At 55.0% G+C, this 18309-nt stretch carries 14 protein-coding genes; 5 read left to right on the top strand and 9 right to left on the bottom strand.

Annotated features, from left to right (window positions below; genetic code table 11):
- Positions 1 to 7 precede the first annotated feature (7 nt).
- A complete protein-coding gene (locus O1V65_RS01020; protein WP_269130092.1) occupies positions 8 to 5023 on the bottom strand; it encodes an alpha-2-macroglobulin family protein in 5016 nt (1671 codons plus the stop codon).
- Between the two features lie 246 nt (positions 5024 to 5269).
- On the opposite strand from O1V65_RS01020, the gene O1V65_RS01015 reads away from it, so the two are divergent.
- The 4 genes from O1V65_RS01015 to O1V65_RS01000 are packed head-to-tail and all read left to right on the top strand — an operon-like array spanning position 5270 to position 9056.
- The gene (locus O1V65_RS01015) at positions 5270 to 5908 is read left to right on the top strand and encodes a helix-turn-helix transcriptional regulator (protein WP_169713487.1); all 639 of its coding nucleotides are present in this window, start codon (positions 5270 to 5272) and stop codon (positions 5906 to 5908) included.
- A gap of 7 nt (positions 5909 to 5915) precedes the next feature.
- Positions 5916 to 6905: a threo-3-hydroxy-L-aspartate ammonia-lyase gene (locus tag O1V65_RS01010; RefSeq protein ID WP_084912133.1), complete on the top strand. Its 990-nt coding sequence runs from the start codon at positions 5916 to 5918 to the stop codon at positions 6903 to 6905.
- A complete protein-coding gene (locus tag O1V65_RS01005; protein ID WP_017490192.1) occupies positions 6902 to 7852 on the top strand; it encodes an ornithine cyclodeaminase family protein in 951 nt (316 codons plus the stop codon). The genes O1V65_RS01010 and O1V65_RS01005 overlap by 4 nt, the downstream gene beginning before the upstream one ends.
- A 43-nt stretch (positions 7853 to 7895) precedes the next feature.
- The gene (locus tag O1V65_RS01000; RefSeq protein WP_017490193.1) at positions 7896 to 9056 is read left to right on the top strand and encodes a DSD1 family PLP-dependent enzyme; all 1161 of its coding nucleotides are present in this window, start codon (positions 7896 to 7898) and stop codon (positions 9054 to 9056) included.
- A gap of 49 nt (positions 9057 to 9105) precedes the next feature.
- Here the strand turns inward: O1V65_RS01000 and sseB are convergent, their stop codons facing one another.
- The 5 genes from sseB to trmJ form a co-directional block, all read right to left on the bottom strand.
- A complete protein-coding gene (gene sseB, locus O1V65_RS00995; RefSeq protein WP_017490194.1) occupies positions 9106 to 9954 on the bottom strand; it encodes an enhanced serine sensitivity protein SseB in 849 nt (282 codons plus the stop codon).
- Between the two features lie 2 nt (positions 9955 to 9956).
- A complete protein-coding gene (gene pepB / locus O1V65_RS00990) occupies positions 9957 to 11264 on the bottom strand; it encodes an aminopeptidase PepB (protein ID WP_269130091.1) in 1308 nt (435 codons plus the stop codon).
- Between the two features lie 30 nt (positions 11265 to 11294).
- Positions 11295 to 12461 carry an IscS subfamily cysteine desulfurase gene (locus O1V65_RS00985; protein ID WP_017490196.1) on the bottom strand — a complete coding sequence of 389 codons (1167 nt, stop codon included), beginning with the start codon at positions 12459 to 12461 and terminating at the stop codon, positions 11295 to 11297.
- Positions 12462 to 12745: 284 nt separating this feature from the next.
- Positions 12746 to 13240 (bottom strand): Fe-S cluster assembly transcriptional regulator IscR, encoded by a 495-nt coding sequence (gene iscR / locus O1V65_RS00980; protein ID WP_017490197.1) that lies wholly within the window; start codon positions 13238 to 13240, stop codon positions 12746 to 12748.
- Between the two features lie 203 nt (positions 13241 to 13443).
- Positions 13444 to 14181, bottom strand: a complete 738-nt coding sequence (gene trmJ, locus O1V65_RS00975) for a tRNA (cytosine(32)/uridine(32)-2'-O)-methyltransferase TrmJ (protein WP_269130090.1) — start codon at positions 14179 to 14181, stop codon at positions 13444 to 13446.
- 184 nt (positions 14182 to 14365) lie between these two features.
- On the opposite strand from trmJ, the gene suhB reads away from it, so the two are divergent.
- Positions 14366 to 15169: an inositol-1-monophosphatase gene (suhB, locus tag O1V65_RS00970; protein ID WP_017490199.1), complete on the top strand. Its 804-nt coding sequence runs from the start codon at positions 14366 to 14368 to the stop codon at positions 15167 to 15169.
- Between the two features lie 59 nt (positions 15170 to 15228).
- Here the strand turns inward: suhB and O1V65_RS00965 are convergent, their stop codons facing one another.
- The 3 genes from O1V65_RS00965 to O1V65_RS00955 all read right to left on the bottom strand — a co-directional run bounded on the left by O1V65_RS00965 (position 15229) and on the right by O1V65_RS00955 (position 18298).
- Positions 15229 to 16281, bottom strand: coding sequence for an acyltransferase family protein (locus O1V65_RS00965; protein WP_227955810.1), 1053 nt, complete (start codon positions 16279 to 16281; stop codon positions 15229 to 15231).
- 299 nt (positions 16282 to 16580) lie between these two features.
- Positions 16581 to 17651: a nickel/cobalt transporter gene (locus tag O1V65_RS00960; protein WP_139802775.1), complete on the bottom strand. Its 1071-nt coding sequence runs from the start codon at positions 17649 to 17651 to the stop codon at positions 16581 to 16583.
- Complete coding sequence (locus tag O1V65_RS00955) at positions 17642 to 18298, bottom strand: DUF1007 family protein (RefSeq protein ID WP_227955835.1); 657 nt, start codon at positions 18296 to 18298, stop codon at positions 17642 to 17644. Before O1V65_RS00955 ends, O1V65_RS00960 begins: the two co-directional genes overlap by 10 nt.
- Positions 18299 to 18309 lie beyond the last annotated feature (11 nt).

Raw genomic sequence — 18309 nt, 5'->3', positions numbered from 1 at the left:
TCCTCGCCTAGCGTACATTCATCTGTTGCGGTGTCGCACCGGTAGCCCGCCATGCAGGAACATACATGGACTCGACCTGCGGAGCAGGCACGGAATAGCTGCCCGGCGTTACTGCACGGGCGAGATACAGCAGTGCCACATGGCGGTAGCCATCGACGTCGATAGCAGCGACATAGCGGTCATCTCGGTATTCCTGATGCTTGATGTTCGCCTGCTGCATATCGCCCATCAGTTCAGTCAGTTTACTGGCCGCATCCCCCAGGCTAGCGCTACTTTCGGCCAGATTCTGGTTCTCGAGTTCAAGACCTGCGGGCAGAAGATCGACTACCAGCGCATCCGGCACGTGCGTGTCGGCCCAAACGTCAAGATGCACAACCACCAGACTGCCACTTTCAAGCGACGCCAGTGATATCGGTTGCCCGTCCATGCCGAGATAATTGCGTTTAATATGCAAAATGTTGCCGCTTTCAGCGGGTGCCTGCTGAGGGTAACCGGTGATATCAAAACGAGTGTACACCGCAGTATCACCGCTGTTTTTCAGCATAACCGGCTGATGCAGGGCTGTAGCATTGAATGAACGGGTCACTGCCGAGGTCGAGGACAACGCCTGCGAATCTCCGTCTATTGTCACCTGCCACGGCGTCTCCGCGCTGCCAAGGAGCCCACGACCGGCCATAAACAGCGCATTGCTTTCTTGAGTAGACAACCAACGCTGACCGTTAAGACTTTCGGAAAGCGTCAGCAACAGGCGGTCGCGGACGTCCGGCAACATATTGTTTTCACTCAGCAGCGACAGGATCAACGCATTGTCGCGCAGCGGACTGCCATAGTCCTCGAGCCAGTAATCTTTCTCTGGTCGAACTTTGGCAACGCCTTCGGCAATCGCCGTTTGAGCACGGGGCATGTCCCCCATCATTTTCAACGCAATGCCCAGTTGAACCAACGGCAGGCCCGACTGTGCCGCACTGCGCTTGTCAAACAGCTGGCGCAGTGCACCCAACGGTGCCTGCTGCTGACCGGCGAGCACCAGCCCAGCATAAGCCTGAACAGCAAAGCGTGTACTGTCTGGCTGCGAACTGTAGCGAACGTCTATCTGATTCGGGTCCTGCAAATAGCGCTGCAGGCGTTTTTTGGCCTTCTCCAGCCCTTCCGTTTGCACGCTGTAGCCCTGCTGCGCGGCACGAACCAAGAAGTCAGTCGCATATGCGGTCAGCCAATACTCCTCAGGGTTGTCTTTATTCCACAGGCCAAAGCCACCGCTCTCTTTCTGCATACCTAACAGTCTGTCGATGCCAATATCGATGTTGTGACGGCGTACATCGTCGGTCGAGGTTTTGATTCCCAACGCCGCCAGCTGTGCACGGCTGGTGTAAAGCGACGGATAAAGACCGCTGGTCGTTTGCTCCAGGCAGCCGTAAGGATAGGCCAGCAGTTCACTGATATAACGTGCCAGATTCAGCGGCGGTTTGCTGCTGAGCGTTAAGCGCCCCTGTAGCGTCTCTTGCACCAGCTGCGCATTGGCGTCAGACGACAACTGCCAGGTTTCTCCCGGATGAAGTACGGTCGCGAAGTTACGCGTCAGCGCCGGGAAAGCAGGCCGCACGCCAATCGACCAGCTTCGGTGGTAGTCCTGAAGTTTCTCGTTCGGCAATGTCATGCCGCTGACCTTGACGCTCACCTGCCCCGCACCAAAGCCTGACAGCGCTTTCACAGCGACTGACAGGGTTTTGCGCTCGCCTTGTGCCAGCGAAACGCTCTGCCCGGCCGTTGAATTGACAAGCTGAATTAAGCCGTCGGTAACGACCTCAACGTTGAAAGTTTGCACAGCGCCCGAGAGATTGGTGACATCAAGGGCCAGATTTGCGCTGTCGCCATCTGCCATAAAGCGTGGCGTTGCAAGCTCAACAATGATGGGGGCAGCCACCACAACTTTCGACTCTGCGCTGCCAAAGTCTTCGTCACTCCAGCCCTGAGCCATCAGGCGCAGCTCGCCGTTAAAATCAGGGATAGGGATCTGTACCTCACCGTCGCCATTGTCGTCGAGCGTCACAGGGACTGCCTGCTGAGCGACAATGGTCACCTCGGTAACTGGCTTCTGACCGCCGCGCGAAAGAGGATCTTCATCGCCGTCGCCGCCAAAACTCAGGCTGGCCATTCTGCCCTTTCCTTCGATCAAATGGCCGTAGACGTCGTATTGATCGACCCCATAACGTTTACGCCCCAGGAAGGCGTCGTAAGGATCGGGAGTCTTGAAACCTGTAATCGACAACACGCCAGCATCCACCGCCGACAGCAGCAGATTAATGGAGTGTGGAACCGCCTTGCCCTCCACCGAGGCTTTGACTTTGACGGTCAGAAGCTGGTTCGGACGAATCTTGGCTGGGGCATCGAGCTGTAGGCTTAGCTTGCGGCCCTCGGAGGCTAAAGGTATATGCAACAAACCGACCGCCCTCTTTGGCGTCGACTGCTGCTTTTTGTCACCGGGACGCAGTACCAGCGCGCTGAAATAGAGATCGTGGCGTCGCCATTCACTATTAATCGGCACATCAATATCGACGCCTGCCTCAGGCACGTCAATCTCCTGCCACCAGAGCGGACCATCGCTCGACTCTACCAACAGATAGCCTTTACCTGCCGCCGGAGCCTGAATATGTATTTTTGCGCGCTCACCCGGCTGATAGGACGGTTTGTCGAGCTTTAGTTTCACCTGATCGGGGCGCACGGCATCCGTACCGTCGGTATTGTCCTGCCAGCTGTAGCCGGCCCAGAAGCGCAGGCTGCTCAACTGATGAGTTTGCGGATCTTCAACTTCAATACGGTAAGCGCCCCACTCGACTGGGAAGCTGACTTTTGCCGAACCGTCGGCGGCAATATCTATCTGCTGACGGGCCAGCACCAGATCCTTTTTATCGTACAGCGACTGCCAGCCGCTGCTTTCGGACCATTGCCAGTAATAGTCGCGACGTTCGCGCACCAGCCGAACTTCAAGACCTTTCGCCGCGAGCCTCTGTGCTGCTTTATTAACAGAAACAATCTCAAAATCCGCCTGGCTGTTTTCATCAACCACCGCCTGCGATACCGTCTTGTCGGTGCGATAGTCGTAAATATCCTGTTTGTTGAACAAGGGGCGAATACCGGGCAAGACCTCCGCAGGCCAGACTGCCTGACTGACCCGCCGTGTTACCGGACGCCCACCCGACTCCAGCAGGCTGGCCTGCAGAATCACCGTCAAAGGCGAACGCACCGTATTCCAGCTGTTTTCAACGGTAACAGCGCCTTTCCCCTCGGCGTCTAGCGTCTGGTCAACGTCGCTCAGCGTTCGTGAGAGGTTTTCTTCATTGATAGCCCCGAACTCATAGCCCGGCAAGGAAGGTACCGCCTCACGCAGCGGACGCAAATACAGCTGCCCCTGAAGACGATTACCCGCAGCCGGTGCCCCATAGAGATAGCGGCCCGTGACATCAAAGGTCACCGCAGCATCGCCGAGAACCGGCTCCTGACTGCTGCTCAAATCTAGCGCCATTCGCTCTGGCATAAAGTCTTCAACCTTGAAAGGGTAATAGCGCAGCTGATTATCGCCAAGGTTGAAGCTGACCTTCCAGTCGCCGGTTGGCCCGTCTTGCGGGATAGGATATTGGTACTGGTAAAGGCCGTTTTGCGGCTGCCACATAAAGGTGCGGGCAACCTGACCATCGGGCTTGATCAGTTGCGTCTTCACCGGCTGCGCCGTCACGGGTTTGCCGTCAGCGTCACGCAGTAAGGCATTCAGCAGCAGTGTTTCACCCGGGCGGTATAAATCTCTTGGCCCAAAGGCGAAAAGCGTTTTGCTGTAACCCTGGGGTCCGGCAATATCAAACTCGGCCAGGTCCAGCGCCGGTTCATTGAGGTTAATCAGACTAGTTTCGCCGCCGTGCTGTGCCAACAGCAAGACCGCCTTTGGATCTTTGGCGAATTGCGCGTGCCCGTGAGCGTCAGTGTTACCCTGCGCCAGCGGGTGGCCCTTCTCGTCAAGCGTCTGCAAATGAATATCTGCCAGCGGTGTGCCCGCCTCAAGCGCCTGAGTATAGACATCAACCTGTTGACTGTAGCTGTGTAACGAAACACCGATATCACTGAGGGTGAAGAGCGTCGCCGGATTGGTGTAACTGTAGCGCCCCGCCTGCTGCATCACGGCAAGATAGACACCCGGTTGCTTCAGCGCATCAATACCGCCGATCGGTAATAGCAGGTGCTCGCGGGTATTAATCTGAGGATTTAGCGCAAAACGGCCGGTGTAAACCAAATCGGCCCGCTTCAGCAGGGTGTCAGACTCTCCGGATGAAAGTGCGCTGTTCGATTGCCAGTCAGCCAGAAACTCCGGCAGCGCCGCACTTTTAATGCGGAAGAAATTCACGTCCACATTATTAATATTCAAGGCGATAACCGGCAAACCTTCTGCCAGTCTGGTGGGCAGCAGGGATCCTTTGCTGGCAAACCCAACGCTAGGCTCAATATTACGGGTGGTGAGGGTCTTTTGCTGTTCAGCCCCCAGCTGTGCGCCGTTGAGCCCTTTAAGAGCGCCGTCAACCGTGACCACCAGCTGACGGTCAGGCAACAGATGGCGGAAACGCAGTTCGGTGAGACTGTCGGACAGCTCCCACGCACCGTCTGGGGTTCCGCTTTTGGTATCGACCAGATGCACCAGCGAAGCAAAATTCTGTGCCGGATCGAGGGGCACAGAAAAGGTCAGGACCCATGCACTGGCACCGTCGAGCTGCAGCTCGGAAGCATCCAACAGCGAAAGAGGCTGCCCCGCACTCTTTTTAGCCAAAGCTTCACGTTGAGCATTGTCGAGCCTGGGCATCGCAGCCTCGGCGGCTTTTGGCGCAGTGGCTTTCTCAGCGATTTGCGCAGGGGGCGTTTTAGGGGGATCTTTAGGTTTAGGATCATCACAGCCACTCAGGCAAAGTAACGCCAGGCCAACGGTCAGTGTCTGCCAGCGCTTGCTTAACCTGCCTAATCCCAAGCCTAAAGACGTCCCCATGCGACTTCTCCCTGATAATAGATGTGTAAAAACTCACTACGCCTGAATGCGAATAAACATGCGCCAGCCGATTTAGAAATACAACCACATGTTTTGAAAAATTGTGTTACCGCAGTACGCAAAAACTAACCGAAAGACATTAATTGCTTTTTATGCTGGAACACATCTCCCAAATTCGAATTCAGGCCTGAAGGGAGGAACAGTAAAAAATTGACGATTTGTATAATACTAGATAAATTGTCAATGATGAAAAAACAGACACCCGAACAGCAGGCCAATCAGGCGCTTTTAAGCCAGCTCGAGCAGATAGCCAAAGGCATCGGCGAAACCTTTGCGCCCTTTTGCGAGGTCGTGGTTCACGACTTGCTGGACCCCAAGCACGCCATCCTGTCGATTCAAAATAATCTCTCGGGCCGTGAGATTGGCGCACCGGCCACCGAACTGGGTCTGGCGCGCATCAACGACCCCGAGTATCCGCAGGTTCTCGCCAACTACGCCAACCGTTTTGCAGACGGACGTCGCGCCAAAAGTACCTCAATCGGCATTAAAGATGCACAGGGCCGCTACGTTGCAGCACTGTGCATGAATGTCGATCTCAATCTTTTTGGGCAAATGCAAAGCATGCTGGCGCAGTTTTGCCAGACAGGGAGTGTCGATATCACTGAGACGCTGGATCCGGCCAATGCCGACACCCTGCGTGAGCACATCGACAAGTTTTCCGCCAGCCGCTCAAAAGCGCCACAGGCATTGAAGGCCGAAGAGCGCCGCCAACTGTTGGCCGAATTAAAAGAGGCCGGTTATCTCGAGGTTCGCAAAGCGGTAAGCACCATCGCCCAGCATCTCGGCGTATCAAGGGCTACGCTGTATAACGACGTTAAATTCTGAGGAAGAAATGAATACACTGCCTACTTTTGATGATGTTTTAGCCGCCGCAAAAAGAATTGAGGGCTATGCCCATAAAACGCCAGTGATGCAGTCGAGTATCCTTAACCAAGCCTTGGGTGCCGAGGTCTTTTTCAAATGCGAAAACCTTCAGCGCATGGGGGCATTCAAATTTCGCGGAGCTTTTAACTCACTGGCACTGCTCGATGAAGCACAGCGTGAAAAAGGCGTGATCACCTATTCTTCCGGCAATCATGCGCAGGGTATCGCGCTGGCGGCCTCACTGCTGGGTATCCCGGCGACCATCGTCATGCCAAAGGATGCGCCTAAAGCCAAACGTGCCGCCACCGAGGGATACGGTGCCAAAGTCGTTGAATATGACCGCTATACGCAGGACCGCGAGGCTATCACTCACGCACTGGCCCAAGAGCACGGATACGCGGTGGTTCCAGCTTATGACTACGCGCCGGTGATTGCCGGACAAGGCACTGCGGTAAAAGAGCTGCTTGAAGAGGTAGGTGAGCTGGACGCACTGTTTGTGCCGCTCGGCGGCGGCGGTCTGCTGGCAGGCTCTGCGCTCGCGGCACGCGCCCTTTCCCCAGATTGTAAAATCTATGGCGTTGAGCCAGAGGCCGGTAACGACGGGCAACAGTCGTTTCGCAGCGGCGGTATCGTCAAAATCAGCACGCCAAAAACAATTGCCGACGGCGCACAGACACCGTCGCTCGGCCAGATTAACTTCTCGATTATCCAACGCGACGTGGACGATATTTACACCGCCACCGATGCGCAGCTGGTCGACAGCATGGCCTTCTTTGCCTCGCGCATGAAGCTTATCGTTGAACCTACGGGCTGCCTGGGTTTGGCCGCACTGCGTGCCAATGCAGAGAACCTGCGCGGTAAACGTATCGGCGTCGTCATCAGCGGCGGTAACGTCGACCTCGACAACTTCGCGCACCTGCTAGCCGAGCATGCCAATACTCAAGAGACAGCGCGATGAGATTTATCTCCGCAGAGCAATGTCGTCCAGTTGTCACTCACCGGCTTGCCTTCGAGGCAATAAAGGCGGCGTTAGTGGCTACCGCATCGCCCGCCAGCACGCTTTTTCCCGTGGTTATCGGTCACGGCTCAGAGCCAGGCACCCGCTTTACGGTCAAATCGGCGACCCAGTCGGTGAACGTCCCGCTGACCGGATTAAAAGTCGGCACCTACTGGCCAAAAAACAGCGAACACGGGCTGCCGCGCCACAACTCTTACATACTGCTGCTTGACGATGACACCGGCGCACTGAACGCGGTGCTCGAAGGTGGGCAAGTTAATGCTTTCCGCACCGCCGCCGCCGATGCAGTTGCCGCACACTATTTAGCGCGTCCGGACGCCTCGCGGCTGGTCCTTTTTGGTGCCGGACATCAGGCAAAGTACGAGGCCGAGGCGCTGCTCGAGCGCTTCCCTATTACCGACGTGCTGATTGTGAATCGAGACCGGCAAAAAGCCGAAGCGCTCTGTGACGCTCTGGCAGAGAAAGGGGTAAACGCGGGGGTTAGCGATGCTGAAACCGCCTGCCGGACCGCTGATATCATTGTGACCGTGACCGGCTCAACCACTCCGCTGTTTCAGGCAGAGTGGGTCAAGCCTGGTACCCATATTGCCAGCATGGGGTCGGATGCCAGGGGCAAGCAGGAGCTCCCGCCCGCACTCTTTGCACGCGCCAGGCTGTTTGCCGACCTGCCTGAACAGTCGCGCACCCTTGGCGAGTTTCAGCATGCGCCCAGGGTGTCGGAACACGATGATGAATCTATTACGGCTATCGGCAACGTCATTATTGGCAACGCTTTTGGCCGCCGCGGTCCCGAAGAGATTACGATTTTCGACAGCTCAGGCGTCGCACTACAGGATTTGTTTATCGCCGCCGCCATCCTGAATGCGCTGGATAACGCCGGCGCCTGATGCCGGTCTTTTATGACTTTTTATCGCTAGCCAGGCCCAGACTATGACTGATAATACCCCGTTGAACGGCGTCAGCATTCACGACAAAGAAACGCCTTTTCTGCTGCTTAATCGCGACAAGCTGGAACGCAACGTTGCGCGACTGCGCGAACACACCGACAGTTTCGGCGTGCCGCTGAGGCCACACCTGAAGACCGTAAAATCCGTTGAGGCGGCGCGTTTGATCCTTACTGAGGGTAACGGGCCGGCCACGGTTTCCACCTTGAAAGAGGCAGAGGTGTTCGCCGCCGCTGGATGCAAAAATCTGATTTACGCCGTGGGTATCGCACCGCAAAAGCTGGCCCGCGTGGTTGCCTTGCTAAAAGACGGCACCGATATCAGCGTGATTTTAGACAGCCTGGAGCAGGCGCGTGCCGTCGCCGACTACTCCCGCCAGGCGAGCATCGCCATCCCGGCATTGATTGAGATCGACAGCGATGGTCATCGCAGCGGCGTAGCGCCGGGCGACAATCTGCTGATTGAAATCGGCCGCATTCTGCATCACGACGGCGCTGAGCTACGCGGCATTATCACTCATGCCGGTGAGTCTTATCACTGCAAGAGCCTGGAGGAACATCAGGCGATGGCAGAGAAAGAGCGCGCCGCCGCCGTGGCCTGTGCCGATGCACTGCGTCACGCGGGTCTGCCGAGTCCGGTCGTCAGCGTCGGCTCTACGCCGACCGCGCATTTCAGCAAAGACTTGACCGGCGTTACCGAGGTTCGTGCCGGCGTTTTCACGCTGTTTGATCTGGTGATGACCGGCGCGGGCGTCTGCCAAACCTCGGATATCGCGCTGTCTGTAGTGGCCACGGTGATTGGCCACCAGCGTGAAAAAGGCTGGATAATGATTGATGCCGGCTGGATGGCGATGTCACGCGACAGAGGCACGGCGGCGCAGGCGGTCGACCAGCGTTACGGCATAGTGTGCGATATGGCTGGCAATCCGCTGGGCGATCTTCTGATGGTAGACGCTAACCAGGAGCACGGCATTGTGGCGCTGCGTCCGGGAAGCCAGCAAACGCTGCCTTATCTCCCCTACGGCAGTCGGGTGCGTATCCTGCCTAATCACGCCTGTGCAACGGTCAGCCAGCACGGTGAATTCGCCGTCATACGCGATGGAAGTGAACACATTGAGGCGCTGTGGCCGATTATCCACGGGTGGTAAGAGTAATAAAAAGGCCGCACAGTGGCGGCCTTTAGCGGGATACCTTATCTCAGGCTTTGCCCGACGAAGGAATGATATTGCGTAGCCAGCTTCCCCACTTGCGCTGATAAAAAGGCTGAGTATGGCTCACCAGATAATGGCTCAGCCCCCTCTCCTTCTCATTCACAATGCAGAAATCTACCGGGCTGTCGTCTGGCGAGGTTTCAGCCGCGACGTTGCCCGCTTCACGGATCAACGCGTCAACTTCCGCCTCGGTGCCGTCAGCCTCGACGCCAACCAGCAGATTGGGTTGCGGGTCAGCGGCCTTGTCGTGGATCAACGCCAGGAAGGCACGGCGAACCGGCTTCTTCTGGCTAAAAAGCGTGGTCAGCGCGTCAACCATCGCCGAAGGGTATTGTTCCGGCTGACCAATCAGCAGCTGACTTTCGGCGTCCAGCGTCAGCTCGGCCGGTGCGGCGAGCCCCCCGGTGTTAAGCAGCATGGTGATTTCGCTTGGATACAGCTCTTTGCCGTATTCTGACTTAGGGTTGAGAAACAGCTCTTCACCCTGAGTCATCTCAAAGAGGATACGCGCTGGCAGTGCGACGAAAGACTGTTCGTCTTCACTTTCTCCCGCGACGGCACGCTCGAGCACCTCGACCGACGAAAACACAGGAATGATCGAACTGCCATCCTGTTTTTCCCAGTGCAGCAGATTCAGCTCGCTACCGGCAGAGATATCCTGTTGAATTTCTGACGCTTCCTGCCCGGCATCGCCCAAAACCCACACCGTTGACTCCAGCAGCTTCTGATAGAAAGCTGGGCGATACGCCGCCTGTGTCACAGAAAGCCTGAGCAAACGCTCAAGTTCATTTTCATCCTGCTGCGAGGCAGCAGGAATATCGTGCGGGACGCTCATAGTTATTTCGCTTTGGCTAACAGCAAGTTAGCAACGGTACGCACACCCAGGCCAGTAGCGCCCGCAGACCATTGGTCAGCCGCGCTCTTACGGTAGGTTGCTGAACAGTCGATATGCAGCCAGCCTTTCTTGTAGTTTTTCACAAAGTGAGACAGGAATGCCGCAGCTGTGCTGGCACCGGCACCGTAGTTAGGGCCTGCAATGTTGTTAAGCTCGGCAAAGTTTGACGGCAGCTGGTTGCGATGGAACTCAGCCAGCGGCAGACGCCAGAACGGCTCGTGCTCTTCGGCAGCGCTGGACAACAGTTCGGCAGCCAGCGCATCGTCGAAGCTGAACAGCGCGTGGTAGTCGTTGCCCAGGGCGGTTTTTGCCGCGCCGGTCAGCGTTGCCGCGTCAATCAGCAGCGTCGGATTATGCTTGGAGGCATCAATCAGGCCATCGGCCAGCACTAAGCGGCCTTCAGCATCGGTATTCATTACTTCAACCGTCTTGCCGTTGCGATAGTGAATGATGTCGCCCAGTTTCAGTGCGTTGCCGCTTACCATGTTCTCAGCGCAGCACAGGTAAAGTTTCACACGTTTGTTCAGACCGCCCGCGGCGGCCAGCGCCAGTGCACCGGTCAGCGTCGCCGCGCCCCCCATATCGGCCTTCATCGAGTCCATAGACGCGCTGGGTTTCAGGCTGTAGCCACCGGTATCGAAGGTGATGCCTTTGCCTACCAGACACGCGAAAACAGGCGCTTCCGGGTTACCGGTAGGGTTGTAGTCCAGAGACAGCAGAACCGGTGGACGGTCAGAGCCACGCCCTACGGTATGCAGGCCGTTGTACTCTTTTTCGCGCAGCTCATCGCCTTTGGTAATGCGATAGCTGATCGAGTCACCAAATTCGCACAGCAGATCAACCGCGCTGCGAGCCAGTTTTTCCGGGCTCAAGTCTTCAGCCGGTTTGTTGATGGTGTCACGCACCCAGTCGATGATCTTCAGGCGCTGTTGCAGGCTCTCGGTGTCCGCTTCAGACAGTTCGGCCCACTCTACGCTGCGGGTGCCTTTAGGACCACGGAAGCCCTGCCAGAACGCCCAGCTGTTTTCGAGATCCCAACCTGCCCCTTCAAGCTTCACTTTTTTCACGCCCTGGCCATCAATGCGGCGCCCGGCGCGTGCAATTGAGGTCAGCGTGTCTTCAGCCGTGAAATGGATAGTAATACCTTCAGAATCAGTACTTAACAGGGCCTTTTCGCCCCAACGCGCGTCCGCAGGTTTTGAAGACAGTAGAACAGGCATTACATCATTAGTGGTCGCTTTAGTCGTCATGACTACACTCCAAATTTGTTAGGTTTATCTTCAATGATTAGCGTTAGAAAGCTCACGCAGGCGGCTTATTGATTTTTCTATAAGCGAAATACTGTAATCGATCTCTTCTTCGGTGGTAAAACGCCCCACCGAGAAACGGATAGAACTGTGCGCCAGCTCATCATTAAGCCCAAGCGCCTTAAGGACATAAGAAGGCTCAAGGCTCGCCGAGGTGCAGGCAGATCCTGAAGAAACCGCAAGATCCTTCAGGGTCATGATCAGCGATTCACCGTCTACGTTGGCAAAGCTGACGTTGAGGATGTTGGGCGCGGTCCGGCCTTCACAACCGTTGAGGAACACGTCTTTAATCTGGCGAATACCGTTCCACAAGCGGTCACGCAGTGCAGACAGGCGTAGCGCTTCTTCGGTCATCTCTTCTTTCGCGATGCGATAGGCTTCACCCATGCCAACAATCTGGTGCACCGGCAATGTGCCTGAACGCATGCCGCGCTCGTGGCCACCACCGTGGATCTGCGCATCGACGCGAACGCGCGGTTTGCGGCTGACGTAAAGCGCGCCGATCCCTTTAGGGCCATAGATCTTGTGCGCCGAGAAGGACATCAGATCGACCTTCAGCTCGGCGAGATCCACCGGCAGTTTACCGACGCTCTGCGTGGCGTCGACGTGGAACAGGATCTCGCGGCTGCGGCACATCTCACCGATTGCCGCAATGTCCTGAATCACACCAATCTCGTTGTTGACGTGCATTACCGATACCAGCACCGTGTCATCACGCAGAGCCTGTTCCAACTGTTGAAGATCCAGCAGGCCGTTTGGCTGCGGATTGAGATAGGTGACCTCAAAGCCCTCGCGCTCAAGCTGCTCGCAGGTATCCAGTACGGCTTTATGCTCCGTCGTGCTGGTAACAATGTGTCGGCCTTTATGCGAGTTGGCCAGCGCCGCGCCTTTAATCGCCAGGTTGTCAGACTCGGTCGCACCTGAGGTGAAAATCACCTCGCGCGGGTCGGCGTTGATAAGCTCTGCGATGTTGTTACGCGCCACGTCAACCGCCTCTTCCGCCTGCCAGCCGAAACGGTGGGAACGGGAGGCCGGATTGCCGAAAGTACCGTCCAGCGTTAGACACTGCATCATCTTTTCGGCTACGCGTGGGTCAACCGGCGTAGTGGCCGAATAATCCAGATAAATCGGTAATTTCATGGCAAAAGTGCTCCGTACAGCACGCGCCAAAATGAACGCGGCTTTCTTTATATACGAGCTAGTTTAAAACGGCTTGACCACCGGTTAAAAGGGAAATCATGCCACAGAAGAGGTTCAGAGCAGAATATGCTTATTCAGGCAGTGCCTATAGCAAAAAAAGGACAAAAGAAAACCGGGCGACAAGGTTGCAGTGACGAAGAGTCTCTGTCTTGTTCTACCCGGTTTGTCTGACGCCAGCGTTGGCTGAGGTCGGTTATTCTGCGGTTGGTGCTGACGAATTCGAATCAGGCGCGCAGGTTAACGTTGATGGTTTCTTGCGGACGGCCATTCGGCATGCGGCGCAGGTCGTTATTCTGACGATCGGCCACTTCAAGCACGTCTTGGTTGTTAACCAGTTCACCGATGGTGATGTCATTAAGGAAGCCGCTGATGCGCTCGCTCAGGTCACGCCACAGGGTGTGAGTGAGGCAACGTTCGCCTCCCTGACAGCCTTCTTTACCCTGGCAACGGGTGGCGTCAACGGACTCGTCAACCGCGGTAATGACTGCACCGACAGAGATTTCAACTGCGTCACGACCCAACAGATAACCCCCGCCCGGACCACGAACGCTGGCAACCAGTTCGTGTTTGCGCAGACGAGAGAACAGCTGCTCCAGATACGAAAGAGAGATGCCCTGACGTTCAGAGATGTCGGCTAAAGGCACGGGGCCTTCCTGAGAATGCAGTGCCACGTCGAGCATAGCAGTAACAGCATAACGACCTTTAGATGTCAGTCTCATAACATGATTACCTGTCAGTGAAATTCAAAAAATACTAATGGGGGACAACATGGAAAGAAGTCTGACATTCCCGACTAATTTAGTCAACTATTTAACCTAGTAATTTACTCAAGTATTACATGCATCGTTTTCGGGGTTATTTTATCCCGGCAAAGTTGGCATGTAATACTTTGATAAACAACCTTATAACAGAATGAAAATGCTTATTCTTTATCGTTTTTTTGCTTCTCGACCGACGACAAAATGCCGCGCAGGATGTTGAGTTCCTGTGCTTCAGGGCGTGCGCGCGTGAACAAACGACGCAGTTTGCTCATGACCTGACCCGGATGTTGCTTGCGAATAAAGCCGACTTGCAGCAGGACTTGCTCGAGGTGCTGATAAAAACGCTCAAGGTCATCGACCAGCGGATAAGGCGTTTCTTCGTATTCAAGCTGCGGCTTGGCCGCTTCCTGCTGCGCAAGCCAGGCAACGCGAACTTCATAGGCAATCAGCTGAACGGCCATCGCCAGATTCAGTGAGCTGTATTCCGGATTAGCAGGAATGCAGACGTGATAATTGCACTTTTGCAGCTCTTCGTTGGTTAAGCCAACGCGTTCACGACCGAATACCAGGGCAACAGGCGCGGTCAACGCCGTTTTGGCGCTGTGCTCGCCACACTCGCGGGGCTCGAGCATCGGCCATGGCAGCGTACGGGAGCGGGCGCTGGTCCCAATCACCAGGCTGCAACCGGCAAGCGCTTCGTCGAGTGTGTCAACGATAGTGGCATTACCAATAACGTCGCTGGCGCCCGCAGACATCGAGATCGCCTGCGAATCAGGTTTAACGAGTGGATTAACCAAGTAAAGGCTGGATAATCCCATGGTTTTCATAGCACGGGCGGTGGAGCCCATATTCCCGGTATGGGAGGTTTCAACCAGGACAATGCGGATATTGTGTAGCATACAAACTCTGAGCGTTGCGGAAAATCGCAACAGTTTATCACAAACCGTGGCCGCGTCATGGTTTAGCCTGTGCGGCGTTGGCATGTTATAAAAAAGCGCTTCCCAAAGTCGTTGGCGTTTACAATAAGTATTGCTATACTGCGCGCCGTTTCCCGTTCTTTAACATCCTAGTTGGAAGATATCCATGCATCCGATGCTCACCATCGCCGTGCGCGCTGCGCGTAAGGCCGGTAACTTAATTGCCAAACATTACGAAACGCCTGATTCTGTAGAATCCATTCAGAAAGGTTCTAACGACTTTGTTACCAACGTAGATCGCGATGCAGAAAGCATGATCGTCGACGTTATTCGCAAATCATATCCAAAACACACCATCATCGGCGAAGAGTGCGGTGAATTGGTGGGTGAAGACCAAGACGTACAATGGATTATCGACCCGCTGGATGGCACCACCAACTTTGTTAAACGTTTCCCTCATTTCGCAGTATCTATCGCTGTGCGCATTAAAGGCCGCACCGAAGTTGCCGTAGTTTATGACCCAATGCGTAACGAACTGTTCACCGCCACCCGCGGTCAGGGCGCACAGCTGAACGGTTACCGCCTGCGCGGCACCAGCGCGAAAGATCTCGATGGCACCATTCTGGCGACCGGCTTCCCATTCAAAGTTAAACAGCACGCAACCCCGTTCATCAACGTGGTAGGCAAACTGTTTACTCAGTGCGCTGACTTCCGTCGTACGGGTTCGGCTGCGCTGGATCTGGCCTACGTTGCCGCTGGCCGCGTTGACGGTTTCTTTGAAATCGGCCTCAAGCCTTGGGACTTCGCCGGTGGCGAGCTGCTGGTTCGTGAATCTGGCGGCGTGGTTACCGACTTCGTTGGCGGTCACAACCACTTCTCTTCAGGTAACATTGTTGCCGGTAACCCGCGCGTCGTTAAAGGTATTCTGACTGCGATGCGTGACGAACTGAGCGAAGCGCTGAAGCGCTAATCAGTTTGTAATGAAACAGGGACGCTGCGGCGTCCTTTTTTTATGCCTGTTTTTCAGCATCAGGACGCGGCGGGCGCGACGGTGGATCGTTTAAAGATAAGCCGCCTTTCTATGAGACGATAGGATATTTCGCCAACGATAACGGCCACCACGAAGGTGACGACGCCTAATACGATGAGCATTGGCGTGCCGAACCGGCCAGAGCGCGCCAGTACCGCATAGGCCATCGCGACAAACCCGTGCGTTAAATAGAGCGAATAGGAAGAGTTGCCGATTTCGAGGACCCATCCTGAGACCTGCCTGGCGGTAAATATATAGAGGAAGAAAACGACCGCCGCGAGATAATGAACGTACTGGGCATAGTCACCCATTGCGGCATCTTTCAGGGTAATCGTTGCTAACAGGACGCAGAACAGCAGCAGCAGAAGCCAGCGAGATGCCTTGGTTTTTATCGCCTGAAGGAGCCTGTGCTGGTGCTGAAAGATCAACATTCCTACCACGAACAGATAGATGTCATGAATTGAAAAGAACGATTGGGCCGTGGGAGAAGTGACGAATTCAGACAAAATATTTAAAAGAATGAAGAAGGCAGTCAGTATGTAGATGCCGCGCTTGCGGTGTTTGTCGAACAAGATTAGCCCAGCGAAGGCGAGATAGTAAAAGGCTTCGTAGATTAGCGTCCAGCCCTGGCGCAGGATAGGATCAATGACATCGCCTTTGAATGAGATATAAGGCAGTAATAAATACGAGGCGATTATTTTCCCGGAGGTATACTCATGGGATTTAAGTATAAAGCCAAAATACCATAGACCAATGAGCACGCTGGTCCATATAAAATAGATTGGGTATATTCTTACCGCGCGCTTGAAAATAAACTTACCGGCATTTTCCCCTCCTCCTGTTTTATTTACCGTCGTCATCGACATAATATAGCCGCTGATAATAAAAAACACCCCGACGCCCACCTGCCCCACCAGCACCAGATTATTCAATATGACGCTCATAAAACCGCCGACGTCTTTAAACTCCGTGAAGGTAGAAAGTGTATGCGCCATCACCACGGACAGTGCCGCTGCGCCTCTGAGGTACTGTATATTTTCGTTAGTCTTCATCTATAGTATTCCCCGGACGTTGTGGCAAACACGAAAGGTAATAACTATTTAACAGTTAAGCTGAATTGATAAATAAAGTCCGAAATAAATACTGAGTCAGAGAAAACGCCGCTAAGGTTAAGAAAACCACATAGGTAAGGCAGGAAAATAAGAGGTGTAAAAAGAGTCAGACGGCGAGCCTTGAATATAAGCTTCTTTTTATAAAGTAAGCAAGATGATTATATTTTAAATCAACAAAGCGTTATAAATTAAAGAGCTGAATTTTTATTTATTATCTTCAGCTCTTGATAATAATTTTATCAGTGTCCGAACGGCCCCATTCCTCCGCCGAATGCCGAGGCGCTGGTCTGATAGAGCATCACGCCGGCCGCGATAAGGATAAGCCCACCGGTTAATGAGAGCATCGCCCAAACAAGCGGAACCCAACCCGACGAGGCGCGATTGGCGCTGAGCCTGACCGCAAGTTCACGGCTATAGAACACCAGAAAGCCCACCAGCGACACGGTCAGCGAGGTCCCCAACGCCATCACCAGCGCCGACAGCACGCCCCACATGTAAACGCCTATCACCTTCGAAAACAGCAGCACCATAATCGCGCCGGAGCAAGGCCGAAGCCCCATGGCCAGTACGACCGCCGCCTGAGTACGCCAGCCGGTCCCCGCCTGAAGCTGGCTGTCACTTGGCACATGCTGATGACCACAGCCGCAGTTTTCATGATGTTGATGAGAGGCCGCCAGCAGGCTATTTTCCGTGGCAGGACGGATCCGCTGAATCTTAATCCCCACAGACGAAGATAAAACCTGGCGTCTGCGCGCCGCCTTTAGTTCGGCGATTGCCTTGCCAATCGCCCGCCAGCAGAGGATAGCGCCGAGCAGTATGACCAGAACGAAGCTGCCTTTCTCCAGCCAGGAGCTGCTCTGATGAAGCTGACGTGAGGACAATTGCAGGACGCCTAACACTAGCGTAACCAGCAATACCGCAACCAGTCCCTGTACGACGGCAGAGGCAAAGGTTAGCCGCAGACTGTTTTTCAGACGTGAGGGATGCGTGGCGAGATAAGTGGTGATCACGACCTTGCCATGCCCCGGCCCTATCGCGTGGATTACGCCATAAAAAAGGCTAAACAGCGTGAGGCTGAGGCCTGCCTGCGCTGGATGGGTTTTTACCTGTTGCAGAATGCTGGCGAGCTGCTGATGCAGGTCGCGCTGCCAGATGATGCTGCTTAACAATATGCGCGGCCAGAAGTGCCATAACACGCCGCAGGCCACGCCCAGTAGCAGTAAAAAAAACGCCAATGGCCAGAAAGGCAGCGCCCTGCGCCATCCAGCGACGCGGTGTTGAGACTGCGTTAGGGTATCTTTTACTGACATTGAAGCGTTACCTTTTGTGCAAACTGCTGGCCAAGATCCATGTCTTCCGGCGGCGCATCGGCCTTATCCAGCGATAAGGCGTAGGCCTGCAGCGACGCGTTGGGGGCCGGGGTAAACAGCGAAATTTTACACGCCGCCGCCGCGTCAGCCGGAAGATGCAACGCCTGTGCGCCCTTGTAGGTCATATCGACAAAATAGCTTGGGTCGAAGGTGGAAATCAGCAGCGGCTTGCCCGCTAATGGCGCAGGCTCGGCCAACGGAATAATAAACTCCAGCACCGCCTTGTCGCCGCTGCGCGAGAGGGTATATTCGCTCGGCAGACGCATATAGTTAACCGGCTTGCCGTCGCGATAGACATTGGTGAAATAATGTTGAGCCATCACGCGCGCCATGACCTCTGCCGCCAGTTTCTTCCACACTACGGAGTCCGGTGTTGCCTTGCCTGCGTCATACAACAGGTCGGCGGAGGTTATCTCGTCCATCGTCCAGACCATTTTCAGGCCAATTAAATTTTTGTCGCGGGTCACCAGAGTCGTTTGCATATCGATAAAACTGTGCGGATGCGCAAACACAGACGTCGAGACGGCCGCTAATAGCGCAATGCCTGTTAGTCGACAGGCTGTTTTCAGGGCATGATATTTTTTCATCGGGCGCGATT

Source organism: Rouxiella badensis (assembly GCF_026967515.2).
Classification (GTDB): Bacteria; Pseudomonadota; Gammaproteobacteria; order Enterobacterales; family Enterobacteriaceae; genus Rouxiella; species Rouxiella badensis.
The sequence above is the reverse complement of the archived record's forward strand: the minus strand, read 5'-3'. Positions and strand labels throughout refer to the sequence as shown.